Consider the following 14908-nt stretch of genomic DNA (forward strand, 5'->3'; position numbering starts at 1 on the left):
TCGGCACGCGCCCTCCCGGAAGGGCTGTCAGCCGGCAGCCTTTCCGGGAGGGCGCGGTCGGGCCTTCCGTTAAAATCCCGCACTTTCCACCCGGACCGGCACTTTCGCCATGCAACCCGCCCCGCTCGCTCAACCCGCTTCCCCCGGCGCCGACGACGCCGAATCCGTCCAAGACCTCGTCTACGGCCCCGACGATCGCCCCGCGCCGGCGGTCGCCTTCGTCGCCGCGCTGCAGCACCTGCTCGCGATCCTGGTGCCCATCGTCACGCCCGGCCTGCTGATCTGCCAAGCGCTCGGCGTCGCGAGCCGCGACACCACGCTCATCGTGTCGATGTCGCTCGTGATCTCCGGCATCGCCACATTCGTCCAGTGCAAACGCTTCGGCCCGCTCGGCGCGGGTCTGCTCATCGTCCAGGGCACGAGCTTCAACTTCGTCGGCCCGCTCATCGCCGGCGGCGGCCTGATGGTCAAGCAGGGCGCGCCCGTCGAGACGGTAATGGCCGCGATCTTCGGCGTCGTCATCGCCGGCTCGTTCGTCGAGATGGCCGTGTCCCGCGTCCTGCCCTTCGTCAAGCGCCTCATCACGCCGCTCGTCACCGGCATCGTCGTGCTGCTGATCGGCCTCACGCTCATCAAGGTCGGCCTCGTCAGCATGGGCGGCGGCTACGGCGCGATCGCCAAGGGCAGCTTCGGCAGCATCCAGAACCTGACTCTGTCCGGCCTCGTCCTCGGCACCATCATCCTGCTCAACCGGGTGCCCGTCGTCTGGGTGCGCAGCACCGCGCTCGTCATCGCGCTCGCCATCGGCTATCTCGCGGCGGCCGCGATGGGCCGTCTCGATTTCACCGGCGCGCGCGAAGCCGCGCTCTTCCAAATCCCGACACCGCTGCACTTCGGCCTCGGCTTCTCGTGGTCGCTTTTCGTGCCGATGCTGATCATCTATCTCGTCACGTCGCTCGAAGCGATCGGCGACGTCACCGCCACCAGCAAGATTTCCCGGCAGCCCGTCGAGGGCGCGCTGTGGATGCGACGCATCAAGGGCGGCGTACTCGTCAACGGCGCCAATTCGCTGCTGGCCGGCGTCTTCAACACGTTCCCCAGCTCCGTGTTCGCACAGAACAACGGCGTGATCCAGCTCACCGGCATCGCGAGCCGCCATGTCGGCATCTGGATCGCAGGCATGCTCGTGCTGCTCGGCCTCTTCCCCGTCGTCGCCGGCGTCCTGCAGGCCGTGCCCGAGCCCGTGCTCGGCGGCGCCGCGATGGTGATGTTCGGCGCGGTCGCCGCGTCCGGCATCAACATCCTCGCCGGCATCCGGCTGGACCGCCGCGCGCTGCTGATCATCGCCGTCTCGCTCGCGCTCGGCCTCGGCGTGTCGCAAGTGCCGGAGATCCTGACGAGCCTGCCGCACGCGCTGAAGAACGTGCTGGAATCGGGCGTCGCCACGGGCGGCATCTGCGCGCTCGTGATGAACTGGTTCCTGCCCGAGAAGAAATGACGCGCCGACGAAGCGCTCGATGCAATAGCGGCGGCTCGCGGGCCGCCGCCGAGCGTGGAAAGGCGCGCGTCCGTCGCCGCGCCACATCCGTGCGTCGACATGTCATCGCCGAATCGGCGTCCGAACGCGTCGCCAATCGCCTGATGGCCCGCTGCCCCGCCTCCCGCTCGTCTCGCCACGACGGCTCGCGCGAACGCCTCGCGTGAAACGCCGACAACCGCCGAATCGCGCAGGATTCACCACACGTCCGCGCGGCGCGTCACGCATCGCGGCGATTCGGCGAGTCGGCGATTCGGCGATTCGGTGATTCGGTGAGTCGGTGATTCGGTGATTCGGTGATTTGGTGAGTCGGTGAGTCGGTGAGTCGATGATCCGGCGATCCAACTGCTTGCGTGCGGCGCTCGAGCGCAGTCGAAACGCCGCGGCGCCTGCGGCCATCGCACGCTTCACGACGCCGACTTGCGCATCGCACGCTCACGCCCGATGCCCCGAGATCGGCCCCGCCTCGCCGGTCAGGTTGAAGATGCTGTCGATCCACGCGAGGAATGTCGACAACGTGAAATCCGACCACTGCTCGGTGCGATACGCCTTCATCACGGGCGTATCCGCCGGGTCCCGCTGATTGAGCAGATCGGCGACGAACGTCCCGACGTCCGCGTCGATGCCGCTCTCGTGGATGCCCGATCCCGTGAAGCTGACCGCCGTCACCTGATGGTTGCCGATGAAGTCGTCGCGCGCCCACGGCATGAAATAGCCGAAGTTCGGCAGCGCATTGAGCACCTCCTTCAAGTTGCTCAGCTCCTGATCGAACATCGCGAGCGACAGTTCGTCCTTGGTCGCGTCGTCCGGCGCCGCAATCACCGCGGACACGAACGGGCGGTAATGGTAGGCCGCGATGATCTTGTCGCGCCGGTACGTCGTGAAGCCGAAGCGGTCGTGCGGATAGGTCGCCGACAACGCTGCGTACGCGCTGCCCATGTTGCCGGGATCGAAGTTGCGGGTCAGCCGGCTGTTGATCGTGATCATGCCGTCCGGCGCCGTCATCCCCCACTCGTCGCGCACCTTGTCGTATAGCCCGACGGACGGATGCGTCGCCGGATCGGCGCCGAAGCGCGTAAAAAAGACGGTGCCCGCGTCGTCGAGCAGCGAGCTGTGCATCTGCGGCCGCAACGTGTTGCGCAGCGTCGCATAGTTGCCGAGCGTGCCGTAGCCGCCCGCGCTCGTGCCGTACACGAGCAGCCGGTTCGGCTGGCCGAATCCGTGGTCGACGAGCCACTGCGCGACCACCCGCATGTTCTTCAGTCCGTTGTAATGCTGAATCCGCCAGTCGCCCGACGGCGACGTGTAGCTGCGCACCGCACTGCCCATGTGAATATCGCCCGTGCAGTACGGAACGAACACCTGGGTCCAATCCTGCGTTTCCACCTTCGGCTCGCCGACGAGGATATGCGCGAGATCCATTCGCGTCATCAACGGCGACAGGAACGACGTCTTCAGGCTCTGCTGCACGGTGCCGTTCACGTAGTTCCGCGGAACGCCGCCGGGATTGAGCGCGCCCAGCCCCGCCTGCGAGCCGGCCGCCGTTTCGGTGCAGGTGCCGTGATCCCAGCATGCGCCGCCGGGCTCCATCATAAGGAGCAGGCTGTCCGACTGCGCGCGATTGATGTAGAAGCGCATCGGCGTGCCGTTGCCGCACGACGCGCCGCTGCTTTCCGGCAGCGTCACTTCGTACCACGAATAATAGGGAATCGACGAATCCTGCATCGCCGCGCTCGCGGCATGCCCGTCGAGGATCGCGAGACTCAGCAGGCCGGCGACGCAGACGCGTTTGACGCATTCGAGAACGAACATTCGCACCTCCATCTCTATCGATCGGTTTTTTTTGCCGCCACGGCGCACGGTCACGAGCGCGCGGCTCGCTCAACGGGTGTCGGGACGGGACGACTGGTCGAACAGCTGAACGCGCAGCGCCTGCAGACGCTGCGCGATGACGGCCTGTTGCTGGCCGGGATCGGAAATGCTCGCCTGCACCTGCATGACGATGTCGCGGCTCTGCTGCGCATAGGCCTGATAGCGCGGGTCCTGCGCGGGCGACGGGCCGACGGTCCGCCGCGCATAGGCATCCCACTGTTGCCGCATCGCCTGGATGGCCGCGCTGCGCGTCGCGGAATCCGCCGTCGTGTCGGCAACCAGCGCGACGCCAATCGCCTCGGCCTGCACCGGGACAATTTCGTTGCGCGCAACATGCTCGGGCAATTCCGCAAGAATCTGATGGGCCAATCGGGCTCTTTGCGCAACCGGCATGCTGTTCCTGCCTTCGCCGTATGCGGCGACCCGATCTCGGAAGCGAGCGAATGCAACGATGCGCTGCACCTGCGCTTCCGCGTCCGCGCGGCCCGCAAGACTCTTTCGCAGTGCGACGAGATCCAGCTTGCGCTCAGCGGGGCCGGCGTCGGCGAGCATTTCGCTCGGCGTCGCGCCCGCGGACGGTTCGACCCGTTCGCTCGGCGTCGCACCGGATTGCGCGGGCCAAGCGGCGGCGGCCGGCGACGGCGTCACGTATCGCCATACCGCAACAGCGGCACCGATCATCGTCAACAGCGATACCGTTCGCCAAAGCGTTTTCGATTTTTTCACGGCGTCTCCTGATCGGGCCGTCGCGACACTTCACAGTTTGCTTTCGAGTAGGTTCTATGTCGAAACATACCCGTGGTCAAAGCGCGCGCTAGAAGGTATCCACTAGCCGCAAAACACGCATCGGACGCTCGCATTGCCTGCATTTCCTGACATATCGCGGCGCCGGGGCGCGCGCCGCTTTACGGGCGGGTGTCGGCCATCGGGTTTCCGTCGATGAATGGTGGTGCGTGGTACGTGATGTGTGCGGTCGACGACTGTCGACGTTCGGTGTCCAAACGAAATGAGCGAACGTCGCGCCGATGGAGCGCAACGATTCGCCGCGATGTTTCGCAAGCATGGCCAACGGCGCGCGGAACGTCTTCCTCCGGGCGGTCGAATCGATCGGTGCGCCCATCGACATGGCCCGCAGCGCCGGTCATACGCCAGTCATACGCGCAATGACGATCCGACATTCGGCGCGAACGAACGCTCGTTGTCGTTCAGGCGGAACGGCGACATGATGCACGCGACGCAGTCGTACACGTGCGCCGGCCCTGCGTTCACGTCGATCGCGCATCTCACCGGCATCTCACCGGCATCACGCCGACGATCGTGAACTCGACGCCGTTCCCTTCGCGCTGACGGCGGCGCGGTGTATTCCGTGACCGGAACCGGTGCAAACATGGGCATCGACAAGCAAGCGGTCGCGACACGCAGCAAGGCCGCCTTCGATACGCCGGACGCGGGCGCGAAGACGCACGACATCCCGATGTCGAACGACGAGGTGAGCTGAGTGTCGATTCAATCGACGTCCAGTTCACTCGTCGCGTCCGGGCCCGTCGCGATCGCGAATCTGAACGGCCGCTGTCGATATGTGCGGGGGCTCGGCGCGCGACGCCGTGCGGCTATTCGATCGACAATTTGCGCGTGCGGGGACAGCGAAGGCGTGATTCGCGCGGCGGCACGGGCGGACGATTACCGGAGGCATTGGTTATGAAACGAGCCATCGAAATCCTCGATCTGATTCTGAAAGTGCTGTCGTGCATCGCCATTCTCGTCGCAGGCGGATGGGCGGCATGGATTTTCTGGCTCGGCGGTTCGACAGACTGGCAGAACAACATCACGCTCGACACGCAGGTGCTGCCCTATCACGACAACCTCCGCCTGCTCGTGATCCATGCAAAGTCGAAAAACCCGCGCAACAGCACTTTCGCGTTGACCAGCAGCAACAAAGACACGTACCAGTTGCGCGTACGCAAACTGCCCGTGGATGCGAAAGCCGGAACCGTGTTTCACGAGGACGAAGGAGAACTTGTCGCGAGCGCAAACTTGCTGGAACGCGCAGGCGACAGTTACGAGTTCCTGCCCAATGCGGAAATGGACGATATGCAGGCCGTCGTCCTGCCGGCCGGCAGCATGGTTTCGGTGATTGCAGAAATGAAGATTCATGCAGGTACATATAACTCCGACGAAAATTCCACGTCGGCTATCGTTCGCATCGCACCGTGAGCCGACGCGATGCGCCCTGTTGCGCCCTGATGCGCCCTAACCGCCCGAGCGCATTCAAGGTCGCTCCCAAGAGCGAGCGCGCGCGTATCGGCCGACGTTTCGAGCGCCGCCGCGATGCAGTTCCGCCGACATCGTCACATTTCGCAACGGCGTTGAAGAAAAGCGCGCGCATCCGCCAACCATCGCGCGTCGACCGCGACCCGAGCCTGTCCGGTCAGGCTCGACATCCGCGCGTTCATCGAGCGTCGAATCACCGTCCGCCGATGCGCACCGGCCCGTTCCGCCATGATCCGTGTCGCTACCGGGATCGGCATTGCCCGTCTCGCGCGCCGATTGTCGGGCGCGGCATCGACATCGAACGGCCTCCGCTTCACAGCCGCGCTGCCGCCGCGGATCGACGAGTCGCTAGGGTCGAGCAAACGATCGTCGCCGCCTTTCGGCGGACGCTCTTCGCTCAACTCAAGCAGCCCGTCTTCGCGGCTCGGTGCGGAGCCGATCGTCGTGCGCGTCGGCAGATCAGGCGAATCGCGCGTCGGCCCAGGCGCGCGGCGCGTTCGGTGTTCGGTGTTCGGTGTTCGGTGTTCGGTGTTCGGTGTTCGGTGTTCGGTGTTCGGTGTTCGGTGTTCGGTGTTCGGCGTTCGGCGTTCGGCGTTCGGCGTTCGGCGTTCGGCGTTCGGCGTTCGGCGTTCGGCGTTCGGCGTTCGGCGTTCGGTGCTCGGTGCTCGGTGTTCGTGTTCGGTGTTCGGTGTTCGGTGTTCGGCGTTCGGCGTTCGGCGTTCGGCGTTCGGCGTTCGGCGTTCGGCGTTCGGCGTTCGGCGTTCGGCGTTCGGCGTTCGGTGCTCGGTGCTCGGTGCTCGGTGCTCGGTGTTCGTGTTCGGTGTTCGGCGTTCGCCATGCGCCGAACTGGCGAAATTCGTGGATCAACCGCCACCGGATGCGCCGCCAGACGCCGCGCCGGAACTGCCAGACAACGCCATCGACACGGGCTGCACGCCGCCCGTCGCGCCGGTCGGACTCGAATCGGCGTTCGAGCCGCCCGGCTTCGAGCAGGATGCCATTGCCATTGCGATTGCCATTGCCATTGCCATCGCCATTGCCATCGCCAATCCGGCCGTCGTTACCCCAACGGCAACCGCATGCCATACGCTTCGAGAAAATTCGGGTTGCATAGCCCCTCCCGCAGTGAGCGAATCCATCGCGCAGCAGGCGATGCACCGCGCATCCCGGCCGCAGCCGCGTGGCGAACCGTCATCGGCCCATCGGCCGCCTGCTGCACGCTCGCGGCCGCCCGCAACGTGCTCGCGCCAGCCGCGGCGTCGCCCCGCACGCTGCGCCGCACCCGCCGCCGCGCCCCGCATCGCCTAGAATTTCCTTCAAAGGACAACAACGAAAGACGGCCGCGCGACTGGCGCCAGATGCGCCGAACGCGGCCCAGGAGACAGCCATGTCCGAATCGCCACTCCCGTCTCGACACGTCGATTACGAAGGCTTCGAGATCCACGTGTCGCCGGCCCCGACGCAGGCCGACGCAAACCGCTACACGTACGCCGGCTACGTGTGCCACCCGGGCGCCGATCCGGCGCTGCCCGGTCACACCGTGCCGTTCCATGCGGACGGCGAAGAGAGCTTCCGCAGCGCCGACGAGGCGTTCCACGAGGCGGTGTCGATCGGCCGCAGCATCGTCGACGGCACGCATCCGGATCTGTCGGTGCTGTCGCTCGTCACGCACGGTTATTGATACCGCGATGTCGCGCGACGAGCCGTGCGGAGTCGGCGACGTCGCGATACTTGCGGCCGCGATGGCGACGGCGGCCAGCATCCGGCGTCTGAGCCCGGCTCCGGCCACGCAACGTCGAGCCGACCGACAACGCGCCGCATCTCGGCACGCCGACGCCGCAGCGGAACGGCACGCTGAAGCATGTCCGGCTCGTCCGGCTGTGCGCGGCCGAACGCCTGACGCGTCGACAAAAAAACGAGACGGCTCGCGAGCCTGCGCTCGCGCGCGCCCGATTCGCGCGTCATCTGAGCACGGGCGCCCCCGCCGCGCGTGCGCTCGTGCGCGGCGCGGCCACGTATCGCCGCGAGATCCCCAATGCAATCAGCGCGGCGACCGTCAGCGCCGCAGACGCCGGTGCGAGCCGGCCCACGCCCCACGTGTCCGCGACCCGCCCGCCGAGCGCCGAGCCGAGCGAGATGCCGGCGAAGATCCCCGACGAATTGAGTGCGAGCGCCATCGCACGGTAATTCGGCTCGAGACCCACGACGCGCCGCAACTGCGACGGATAGAACAGATCCTGCATCAAAGCCCAGAGCGCGAGCAGCGCGAGCGCCGCCGCGAATCGCGCGCCGCCGGCGAAGCCCGCCGTCGCGAGCGCGGCCATGCCCCCGAACACCGTGAACACCACGAGCATCGCGCCCATCGCCGCGCCGAGCAGCGAATCGGCCGACCAGCGGCGCGCCACGCGCTGCGCGACGAGATTGCCGAGCACGCCCGTCACGCCGAACACGAGGAGCGCGAACGCGCCGTCGCCCGGGCTCGCGCCGAAGCGCCGATGCAGCAGCGGCAAGATCAGCGTGTACGTGCAGAAGAACGCGCCCGTCTGCAGCACGACGACGGCGAGGCCCGCCGCCGTCGCGGGACGCGCGAGCAACGCAAGCAGCCCGCCCGGGCGCATCCGCTCGCCGCGCGACGCGTCGCGAACCGTGCAGGCGATCCATGCGGCGCTGCCGAGCGCGACGGCGGCGAGCCAGCCGAATGTCTCGCGCCAACCGAGCGCCTGCGCGACCCAGGCCGACAGCGGCGCGCTGACGACGCTCGATAACGTCACGCCGACGAACACAATCGCGAGCGCCTTGCCCTGCCGCTCGGCCGGCGCGAGCCCGGCGCCGATCGCGGTCGCGACGGGGCTCACCGCGCCCGCGCCGACGCCCGCGACGATCCGCGTCGCGAACAGCCAGCCGAAGCCCGGCGCGAACGCGCCGGCGAGCGTCGCGAGCGACGTCGTCAGCAGGCCGGCAATCAGGACACCGCGCCGCCGCCGATGCCCGATCAGCATCTGCAGCATCGGCGCGCCGAGCGCGAACGCGATCGAGAACGCCGCCATCAACAGCGCCGCGCGCCCCGGCGCGATCCGCCAGTCGGCGGCGAGCGACGGCAGCGCGCCCACCACGCCGTACGACATGCTGCCCATCGCGAAATTCGCGCTGGCGAGCGCGCGCAGCGCGTGACGCTCGGGTTCGTGTGTCTTCATCGAATCCCCTTCGAATGTCCCGATCGCGGCCACCGAAGCCGCGCTTGGCGACAGTCTGCGCATCCTGTTGGTATATTTGAAATCGATTCTTCGTATTGGAGCCATTCACATGGGAAATACGTCGACCGAATGGCGCGGCGCCGATCTCGCGCTGCTCGCCGCCCTCGACGTGCTGCTCGAAGAGGCGAACGTGACCCGCGCGGCCGCGCGGCTGCATCTGAGCCAGCCGGCGCTGTCCGCGCAACTGGCGCGCCTGCGCGAGCTGATCGGCGATCCGCTGCTGCTGCCCGCGAAGAACGGCCGCGGGATGGTGCCGACCGCGCGGGCGCTCGCGCTGCGCGGCCCGTTGCGCGGCGCGCTGCGCGAGCTGCGGACCGCGCTGCGTCACGGCGCGGCGTTCGATCCGTCCACCGACGAACGCACGTTCCAGATCGTCGCGAGCGACAACGGCTTCGTGATGGCCGGCCTCGATCTCGTGCGACGCGTCGCGACGCGCGCGCCGGGCGTGCGTCTCGCGTTCCGCAACCTGCCCGCCGACGCCGCGGGCGCGATGCTCGAGCGCGGCGAGGCCGATCTGCTGATCGCCGCCGATTTCTCGGTGCCGCGCACGACGGTCGCGCGCCTGCTGCTGCAGGAACGATACGTGATGGCGCAGCGCAAGGGACATCCGCGCGGGCTCGCGCCGCCCGACCTCGACGCATACTGCGCGCTTCGTCACGTGATCGTGTCGGGCGACGGCGGCGGTTTTCACGGCTTCATGGACGACCGCCTGCGCGCGCTGGGGCGCTCGCGGGCCGTCGCGGTGTCGGTCCAGCAGTACCATCTCGCGCCGCTCGTGCTCGAAGCGACCGACTACGTGTGCGCGCTGCCCGAGCGCTTCCTGATGCGCTTCGCCAAGCGGCTCGATCTGCTGCCGCTGCCCGTCGAAGTCGAAGGCTTCAAGCTGGCCGCCGCATGGCATCCGCGTCTGCAAGCCGATCCCGCGCACCGCTGGCTGCGCGACGAGCTGTGCGCCGTCGTTCGGCAGCGCACGGGCGAGCCGGAGCCGGAGCCGGAGCCAGCCCCGGAATCGGGCGGCGGCGCGCGGACGACCAAGCCTTGAGCGCCACGACCAAGCCTTGAGCGCCGCGCGCCCGTCGCCGGATGCGCTCCGTCCCCCGACAAACGGCCAAGCGCCGGGCTTCGGCGCATCGCCCCGCTCGCCGCTGTCACAAAAACGCGGCCCGCCCCGTCTTGGTGGGATGGACCGTTAGCCATTCAAGCCCCCTACGAACATGACCGAAACCTTCCGACCGAAGCCGTCCGACGAACCGTTCACCTCGCTGCGCCCGCGCCTCTTCTCGATCGCGTACCGGATGCTCGGCACGCGCGCCGACGCCGAGGACGTGCTGCAGGACGCATGGCTGCGCTGGCACCAAGCGGATCACGGCGCGCTCGACTCGGCCGAGGCGTGGCTCGTCACCGTCGTCACCCGGCTGTCGATCGACCGGCTGCGCGCCGCGAAGGCGCAGCGCGACGCGTATGTCGGCTGGTGGCTCCCCGAACCGCTCGTCGACGTCGACGAGCGCACGCCCGAGACCGCGGCAGAGTTCGCCGACGATCTGTCGGTCGCGCTGCTGTGGGTGCTCGAGCGGCTGTCGCCCGAGGAACGCGCGGCGTTCCTGCTGCGTCAGGCGTTCGAGCGCGACTACGCGGAAATCGCGCAACTGCTCGACAAGAGCGAGGCCGCCTGCCGGCAGCTCGTTCATCGCGCGTCGACGCGCGTGCAGCAGGCGCACCGGCGCTTCGACGTGTCGCGCGATCGGCACCGGCAGCTCGTCGAGCGCTTCGCGCAGGCCGCGGCGAGCGGCGAGCGCGGCGCGATCCAGGCGCTCCTCGCCGACGACGTCGAGCTCGTCGGCGACGGCGGCGGCAAGGTGCCGTCGTTCTTCAAGGTGCTGCGCGGCGCGCTCCGGATCGCGAATCTGTACTGGGTCGTCGGCCGGCGTAACGTCGGGCGCATCGAATACCGCCTCGCGCAAATCAACGGCGAGCCGGGCCTGCTGCGCTTCATCGACGGGCAGATCGAATCGGCGCAGGCGTTCGTCACCGACGGCGCGCGAATCGTCGCGATCTACGCGGTGCGCAACCCGGACAAGCTTGCGCATATCCCGACACGCGACGCGTGAACGCTGCCGGGGGGCGCGCGGCGGCCCGCGTCTGTGCGCGATGTCGCGCGGCGAATCGCGCGTCGCCGCCGCGGCGCCGCGTGCCGCCGCGCGCGCTGCGCGACGGCTCATTGCGTTACGGCTCGGCTTCACTGCTTAGTTCGCTGTCGAACGGTTTGGCTTGATTCGATTCGACGCGCCTGATTTGGCCTGACTTGGCTCGGTTTGGCTCGGTTTGGCTTGGTTGGCTCGACTCGACTCGGCTTGGCTTAGCTCCGCTCGGCTCGGCTCGGCTCGGCTCGGCTCGGCTCGGCTCATAGCCAGCATGGTATGGCACGCCTCGAAGACCATCCCATCGTCCAAACGGCCATCGATTTCGACCCGCGCCGAGCCGCACCGCCCCTCTCTCCAGCAAAAAGTCTGTCACAAACGCGCGCCGCGACGCGTCTTGTAGGCGAGAGGGCCGCATCGGGCGGCCCCCGCCTTCAAGATGAAACCGATCATGGCTCACGCCCCCCGTCTTCCGTACCCGAAGCTCGCGTCGAAATCGTTCAACGCGCTGCTCCATCTGTCCGAAACCGTGTGGAGCGGCTCGCTCGACAAGCGGCTCGTCGATCTCGTGTTCCTGCGCGTGTCGCAGATCAACGGTTGCGCGTACTGCATCGACATGCACTGGCGCGATCTCGTGCGCCTCGGCGTCGACCAGCGGCACCTGAACGCGGTCGCCGGCTGGCGCGAGGCGCCGTTCTTCGACGCACGCGAGCGCGCCGCGCTGCAATGGGCGGAAAGCGTCGCGCGAATTCCGCGCACGGACCCGAGCGACGCGGCGTTCGCGGAGCTACAGGCGCACTTCTCCGACGCCGAGATCGCCGAGCTCGGCTTCGCGATCGCGACCATCAATGCATGGAACCTGCTCAACGTCAGCTTCAGGAATCCGATTCCGGAAGCGGTGTGAGCGGACGTCAGGGGCCGGTCGTCGCGCCGCAAGGGCGACGACCGCCTCGCGGCGTTCCGGCGTTCCGGCGTTCCGGCGTTCCGGCGTTCCGGCGTTCCGGCGTTCCGGCGTTCGACGTTCGACGTTCGACGTTCGACGTTCGACGTTCGACGTTCGACGTTCGACGTTCGACGTTCGACGTTCGACGTTCGACGTTCGACGTTCGACGTTCGACGTTCGACGTTCGACGTTCGACGTTCGACGTTCGGCAGTTGGTGCCCGCCGCATGGTTCCGGGTTCCGTCGTATCGACCAGTGATCGCCGCGACGCCTCGGCCCCGCCGAATGCCGAGCCTCGCGACCGCCGTATCGAGAGCGGCCGCCGCCTCGCGCCCCGCCCGCGAAAAATCCCTCGGCGGGGCGAGGCAAAAGACATCGAAAAACAAAAAGCCGAATGCGAATCACCCGCCGTTCGCCATCCGCCGATCGCCGCCGCCCATCCGTCCCCCGCCCCACCACTGCCCGCACGGGCGTACCATTCGATTCGAACGCCGCGCGCCGTTTCCCCGGCACGTATTCCTCACAGGTTAAACTCTGTCCTCCCGCGATGCCCTCGGGGCGTCAGCCATCATCGACAGCGACCGCCCACGCGGCCTGCCCCAGTTCATGGAGTATTTCTTGATGAGCGGCGGATTCCCGCGTCCTGCCTTCCGTCTCCCCAGTCCCGTCGCCACTGCGGCTCCCGTCGTCCTCGCCACGCTTGCGCTGTCCGGTTGCGCGCTGTTCCGCGCGCCGCAGGCGCCCGCGCCCGTCGTCGAGGCGGTCGCCGTGCCCGTCGAGCCGGCGAGCGAGCCCGTCGCGGCCCCGGAGCCCGCGAGCGCGCCCGAGCCGGCCGAGGCCGCGCCGCCGAAGAAGCCGCACCACGAAGCCGCGCCGCCGAAGAAACCGGCGCGCGCCGCGCCGCCGCCTCCCGCGCCCGCGCCGGCGCTCGCGCCGGTCGTGACGACGCGCGCGATCGAGCGCGGCCAGGTGCACGCGCTGCTCGACAGCGAAGTGCGACGCGGCGGCAAAGTGATCGGCCGCGCGGTCGACATGACGGCCGACGCGAACGGCGCGCCGCGCGAAATGCTCGTGAACCTGCAGGGCTTCATGGGCGTCGGCGATCGCAAGGTGAGCTTCCCGTGGAAGCTGTTCCGCTTCACGCCGGGCGGCAGGCAAGAGCCGATCGTCCTCGACATGCCGGCGGCCGCGCAACTGCCGCCCGCCGACCGCCCGAGAACGGTGCCGCTCACGGGCTCGACGCAGGCGGGCGCCGAGCCCGGCCAGATGCGCATCATCGACGCGGACGTCGAACGCCCGAACGGCGCGAAGATCGGCCGCGTCGTCGACGTGCTGATCGGCCGCGACGCGCAGCCGCAGGCGGTCGTGCTCGACGTCGGCGGCCTCGTCGATCCGGACCGGCACACGATCGCCGCGAACTGGTCGGCGCTGCGCTTCGCGCCGAAGAACAAATCGCTGCGCGCGCTGCTCGATCTGAGCGACGCGCAGCTCAAGGCGTCGCCGCCCTATGCCGGCGACAAGCCGATCCTCGCCGTCTCGCCGGCCGTGGCCCCTGCGGCCGCGCCGGCCGCCGCTCAAGCAGGGGCGAAACGATGACGCTCCGGCATGCGGTCAGCGCGCGTAGCCTGCGCGCCCTCGACTGGCTCAACTTCTTCGTCGCAAACGTGCAAACGGGCTTCGGTCCGTTCATCGCGTCGTATCTGGCTTCGCACAAGTGGACGCAGGGCGAGATCGGCATGGTGCTGTCGATCGGCACGATCAGCGCGATGGTGAGCCAGGTGCCGGGCGGCGCGGCCGTCGACGCGCTGAAGAACAAGAAAGGCGCGGCGGCCTGGGCGATCGCCGCGATCATCCTGTCCGCGGTGCTGCTCGCCACGAGCCCGACCATCGTGCCCGTGATCGCGGCCGAGGTGTTCCACGGCTTCGCGAGCTGCATGCTCGTGCCGGCAATGGCGGCAATCTCGTTCGCGCTCGTCGGCCGCGAGAACCTCGGCGACCGGCTCGGCCGCAACGCCCGCTGGGCGTCGCTCGGCAGCGCGGTCGCGGCGGGCCTGATGGGGCTCACGGGCGAGTACTTCTCCGCGCGCGCGGTGTTCTGGCTGACGGCGGCGCTCGCGCTGCCAGCGCTCGTCGCGCTCGCGATGATCGAGCCGACGCACCATCACCACCACGCGGCCCCGCGCGCGGCCGCGCCGCGCGACGGCACCGACGACGAGGAAGAGCGCGAAACGCTGCGCGAGTTGCTGCGCGACAAGCGGATGCTGATCTTCGCCGCGTGCGTCGTGCTGTTCCACCTGTCGAACGCGGCGATGCTGAACCTCGCGGCGGGCGAAGTGACGGCGGGCATGGGCGAGAACGTGCAGCTCGTGATCGCCGCGTGCATCATCGTGCCGCAGGCGATCGTCGCGATGCTCTCGCCCTGGGTCGGCCGCTCGGCGCAGCGCTGGGGGCGCCGGCCGATCCTGCTGCTCGGCTTCGCCGCGCTGCCGCTGCGCGCGCTGTTGTTCGCGGGCGTCTCGAGCCCATACCTGCTCGTGCCGGTGCAGATGCTCGACGGCATCAGCGCCGCCGTGTTCGGCGTGATGCTGCCGCTCGTCGCCGCCGACGTCGCGGGCGGCAAGGGGCGCTACAACCTATGCATCGGGCTCTTCGGACTGGCGGCCGGCGTCGGCGCAACGCTCAGCACCGCGCTCGCCGGCTTCGCGGCCGACCACTTCGGCAACGCGACGAGCTTCTTCGGACTCGCCGCCGCGGGCGCGCTCGCGACGCTGCTCGTCTGGTTCGCGATGCCCGAGACGCGCGACGCGGCGTTCGTCGACGACGCCGAGCGCCCGAGCGCCGAGCCGGCGCAGTAACGCGGCGGGCGATGTCGCGCGCGACGGCCGGCCGACCGA

General features: G+C 68.7%; 12 protein-coding genes and 1 pseudogene. 8 read left to right on the forward strand and 5 right to left on the reverse strand.

All coding sequences use genetic code 11. The features are described 5' to 3' along the window. Positions 1-109 precede the first annotated feature (109 nt). Positions 110-1498, forward strand: a complete 1389-nt coding sequence (locus tag WT60_RS14340) for a nucleobase:cation symporter-2 family protein (RefSeq protein WP_038753145.1) — start codon at positions 110-112, stop codon at positions 1496-1498. Positions 1499-1972: 474 nt separating this feature from the next. Here the strand turns inward: WT60_RS14340 and WT60_RS14350 are convergent, their stop codons facing one another. Both WT60_RS14350 and plcR read right to left on the reverse strand, forming a co-directional pair. Further along, complete coding sequence (locus WT60_RS14350; RefSeq protein WP_060355446.1) at positions 1973-3361, reverse strand: pectin acetylesterase-family hydrolase; 1389 nt, start codon at positions 3359-3361, stop codon at positions 1973-1975. A gap of 57 nt (positions 3362-3418) precedes the next feature. Then, positions 3419-4135: a phospholipase C accessory protein PlcR gene (plcR, locus tag WT60_RS14355; RefSeq protein WP_060355447.1), complete on the reverse strand. Its 717-nt coding sequence runs from the start codon at positions 4133-4135 to the stop codon at positions 3419-3421. A 972-nt stretch (positions 4136-5107) separates the two neighbouring features. On the opposite strand from plcR, the gene WT60_RS14360 reads away from it, so the two are divergent. After that, positions 5108-5623 carry a hypothetical protein gene (locus tag WT60_RS14360; protein WP_038753150.1) on the forward strand — a complete coding sequence of 172 codons (516 nt, stop codon included), beginning with the start codon at positions 5108-5110 and terminating at the stop codon, positions 5621-5623. 207 nt (positions 5624-5830) lie between these two features. Here WT60_RS14360 and WT60_RS14365 read toward each other — a convergent pair. Together WT60_RS14365 and WT60_RS34500 are read right to left on the reverse strand one after the other, a co-directional pair. Further along, positions 5831-6090: pseudogene (locus WT60_RS14365) on the reverse strand (chemotaxis protein); the annotation flags it as partial. 49 nt (positions 6091-6139) lie between these two features. Next, positions 6140-6766, reverse strand: coding sequence for a hypothetical protein (locus tag WT60_RS34500; protein WP_186448539.1), 627 nt, complete (start codon positions 6764-6766; stop codon positions 6140-6142). Positions 6767-7067: 301 nt separating this feature from the next. Here WT60_RS34500 and WT60_RS14380 point away from each other — a divergent pair, with 301 nt between their 5' ends. Then, complete coding sequence (locus WT60_RS14380) at positions 7068-7361, forward strand: hypothetical protein (protein WP_038753152.1); 294 nt, start codon at positions 7068-7070, stop codon at positions 7359-7361. A 280-nt stretch (positions 7362-7641) separates the two neighbouring features. On the opposite strand, the gene WT60_RS14385 is transcribed toward WT60_RS14380, so the two are convergent. After that, entirely contained in the window at positions 7642-8874 is a 1233-nt protein-coding gene (locus WT60_RS14385; protein WP_059574668.1) for an MFS transporter, read from the reverse strand. A gap of 109 nt (positions 8875-8983) precedes the next feature. Here WT60_RS14385 and WT60_RS14390 point away from each other — a divergent pair, with 109 nt between their 5' ends. From WT60_RS14390 to WT60_RS14410, 5 genes are all read left to right on the forward strand, one after another. Next, on the forward strand, positions 8984-9976 hold the full coding sequence (locus WT60_RS14390; RefSeq protein ID WP_060355448.1) for a LysR family transcriptional regulator: 993 nt from the start codon (positions 8984-8986) through the stop codon (positions 9974-9976). Positions 9977-10148: 172 nt separating this feature from the next. Beyond that, a complete protein-coding gene (locus WT60_RS14395; protein ID WP_060355449.1) occupies positions 10149-11042 on the forward strand; it encodes an RNA polymerase sigma-70 factor in 894 nt (297 codons plus the stop codon). A gap of 481 nt (positions 11043-11523) precedes the next feature. Beyond that, positions 11524-11976, forward strand: coding sequence for a carboxymuconolactone decarboxylase family protein (locus WT60_RS14400; RefSeq protein WP_059645655.1), 453 nt, complete (start codon positions 11524-11526; stop codon positions 11974-11976). A 659-nt stretch (positions 11977-12635) separates the two neighbouring features. Further along, on the forward strand, positions 12636-13610 hold the full coding sequence (locus tag WT60_RS14405) for a hypothetical protein (protein ID WP_060355468.1): 975 nt from the start codon (positions 12636-12638) through the stop codon (positions 13608-13610). Further along, positions 13607-14869: an MFS transporter gene (locus WT60_RS14410; protein ID WP_038754805.1), complete on the forward strand. Its 1263-nt coding sequence runs from the start codon at positions 13607-13609 to the stop codon at positions 14867-14869. Before WT60_RS14405 ends, WT60_RS14410 begins: the two co-directional genes overlap by 4 nt. The last annotated feature ends 39 nt before the right edge of the window (positions 14870-14908 follow it).

The sequence above is a fragment of the Burkholderia sp. MSMB617WGS genome, assembly GCF_001532025.2.
GTDB classification, from domain to species: Bacteria; Pseudomonadota; Gammaproteobacteria; order Burkholderiales; family Burkholderiaceae; genus Burkholderia; species Burkholderia savannae.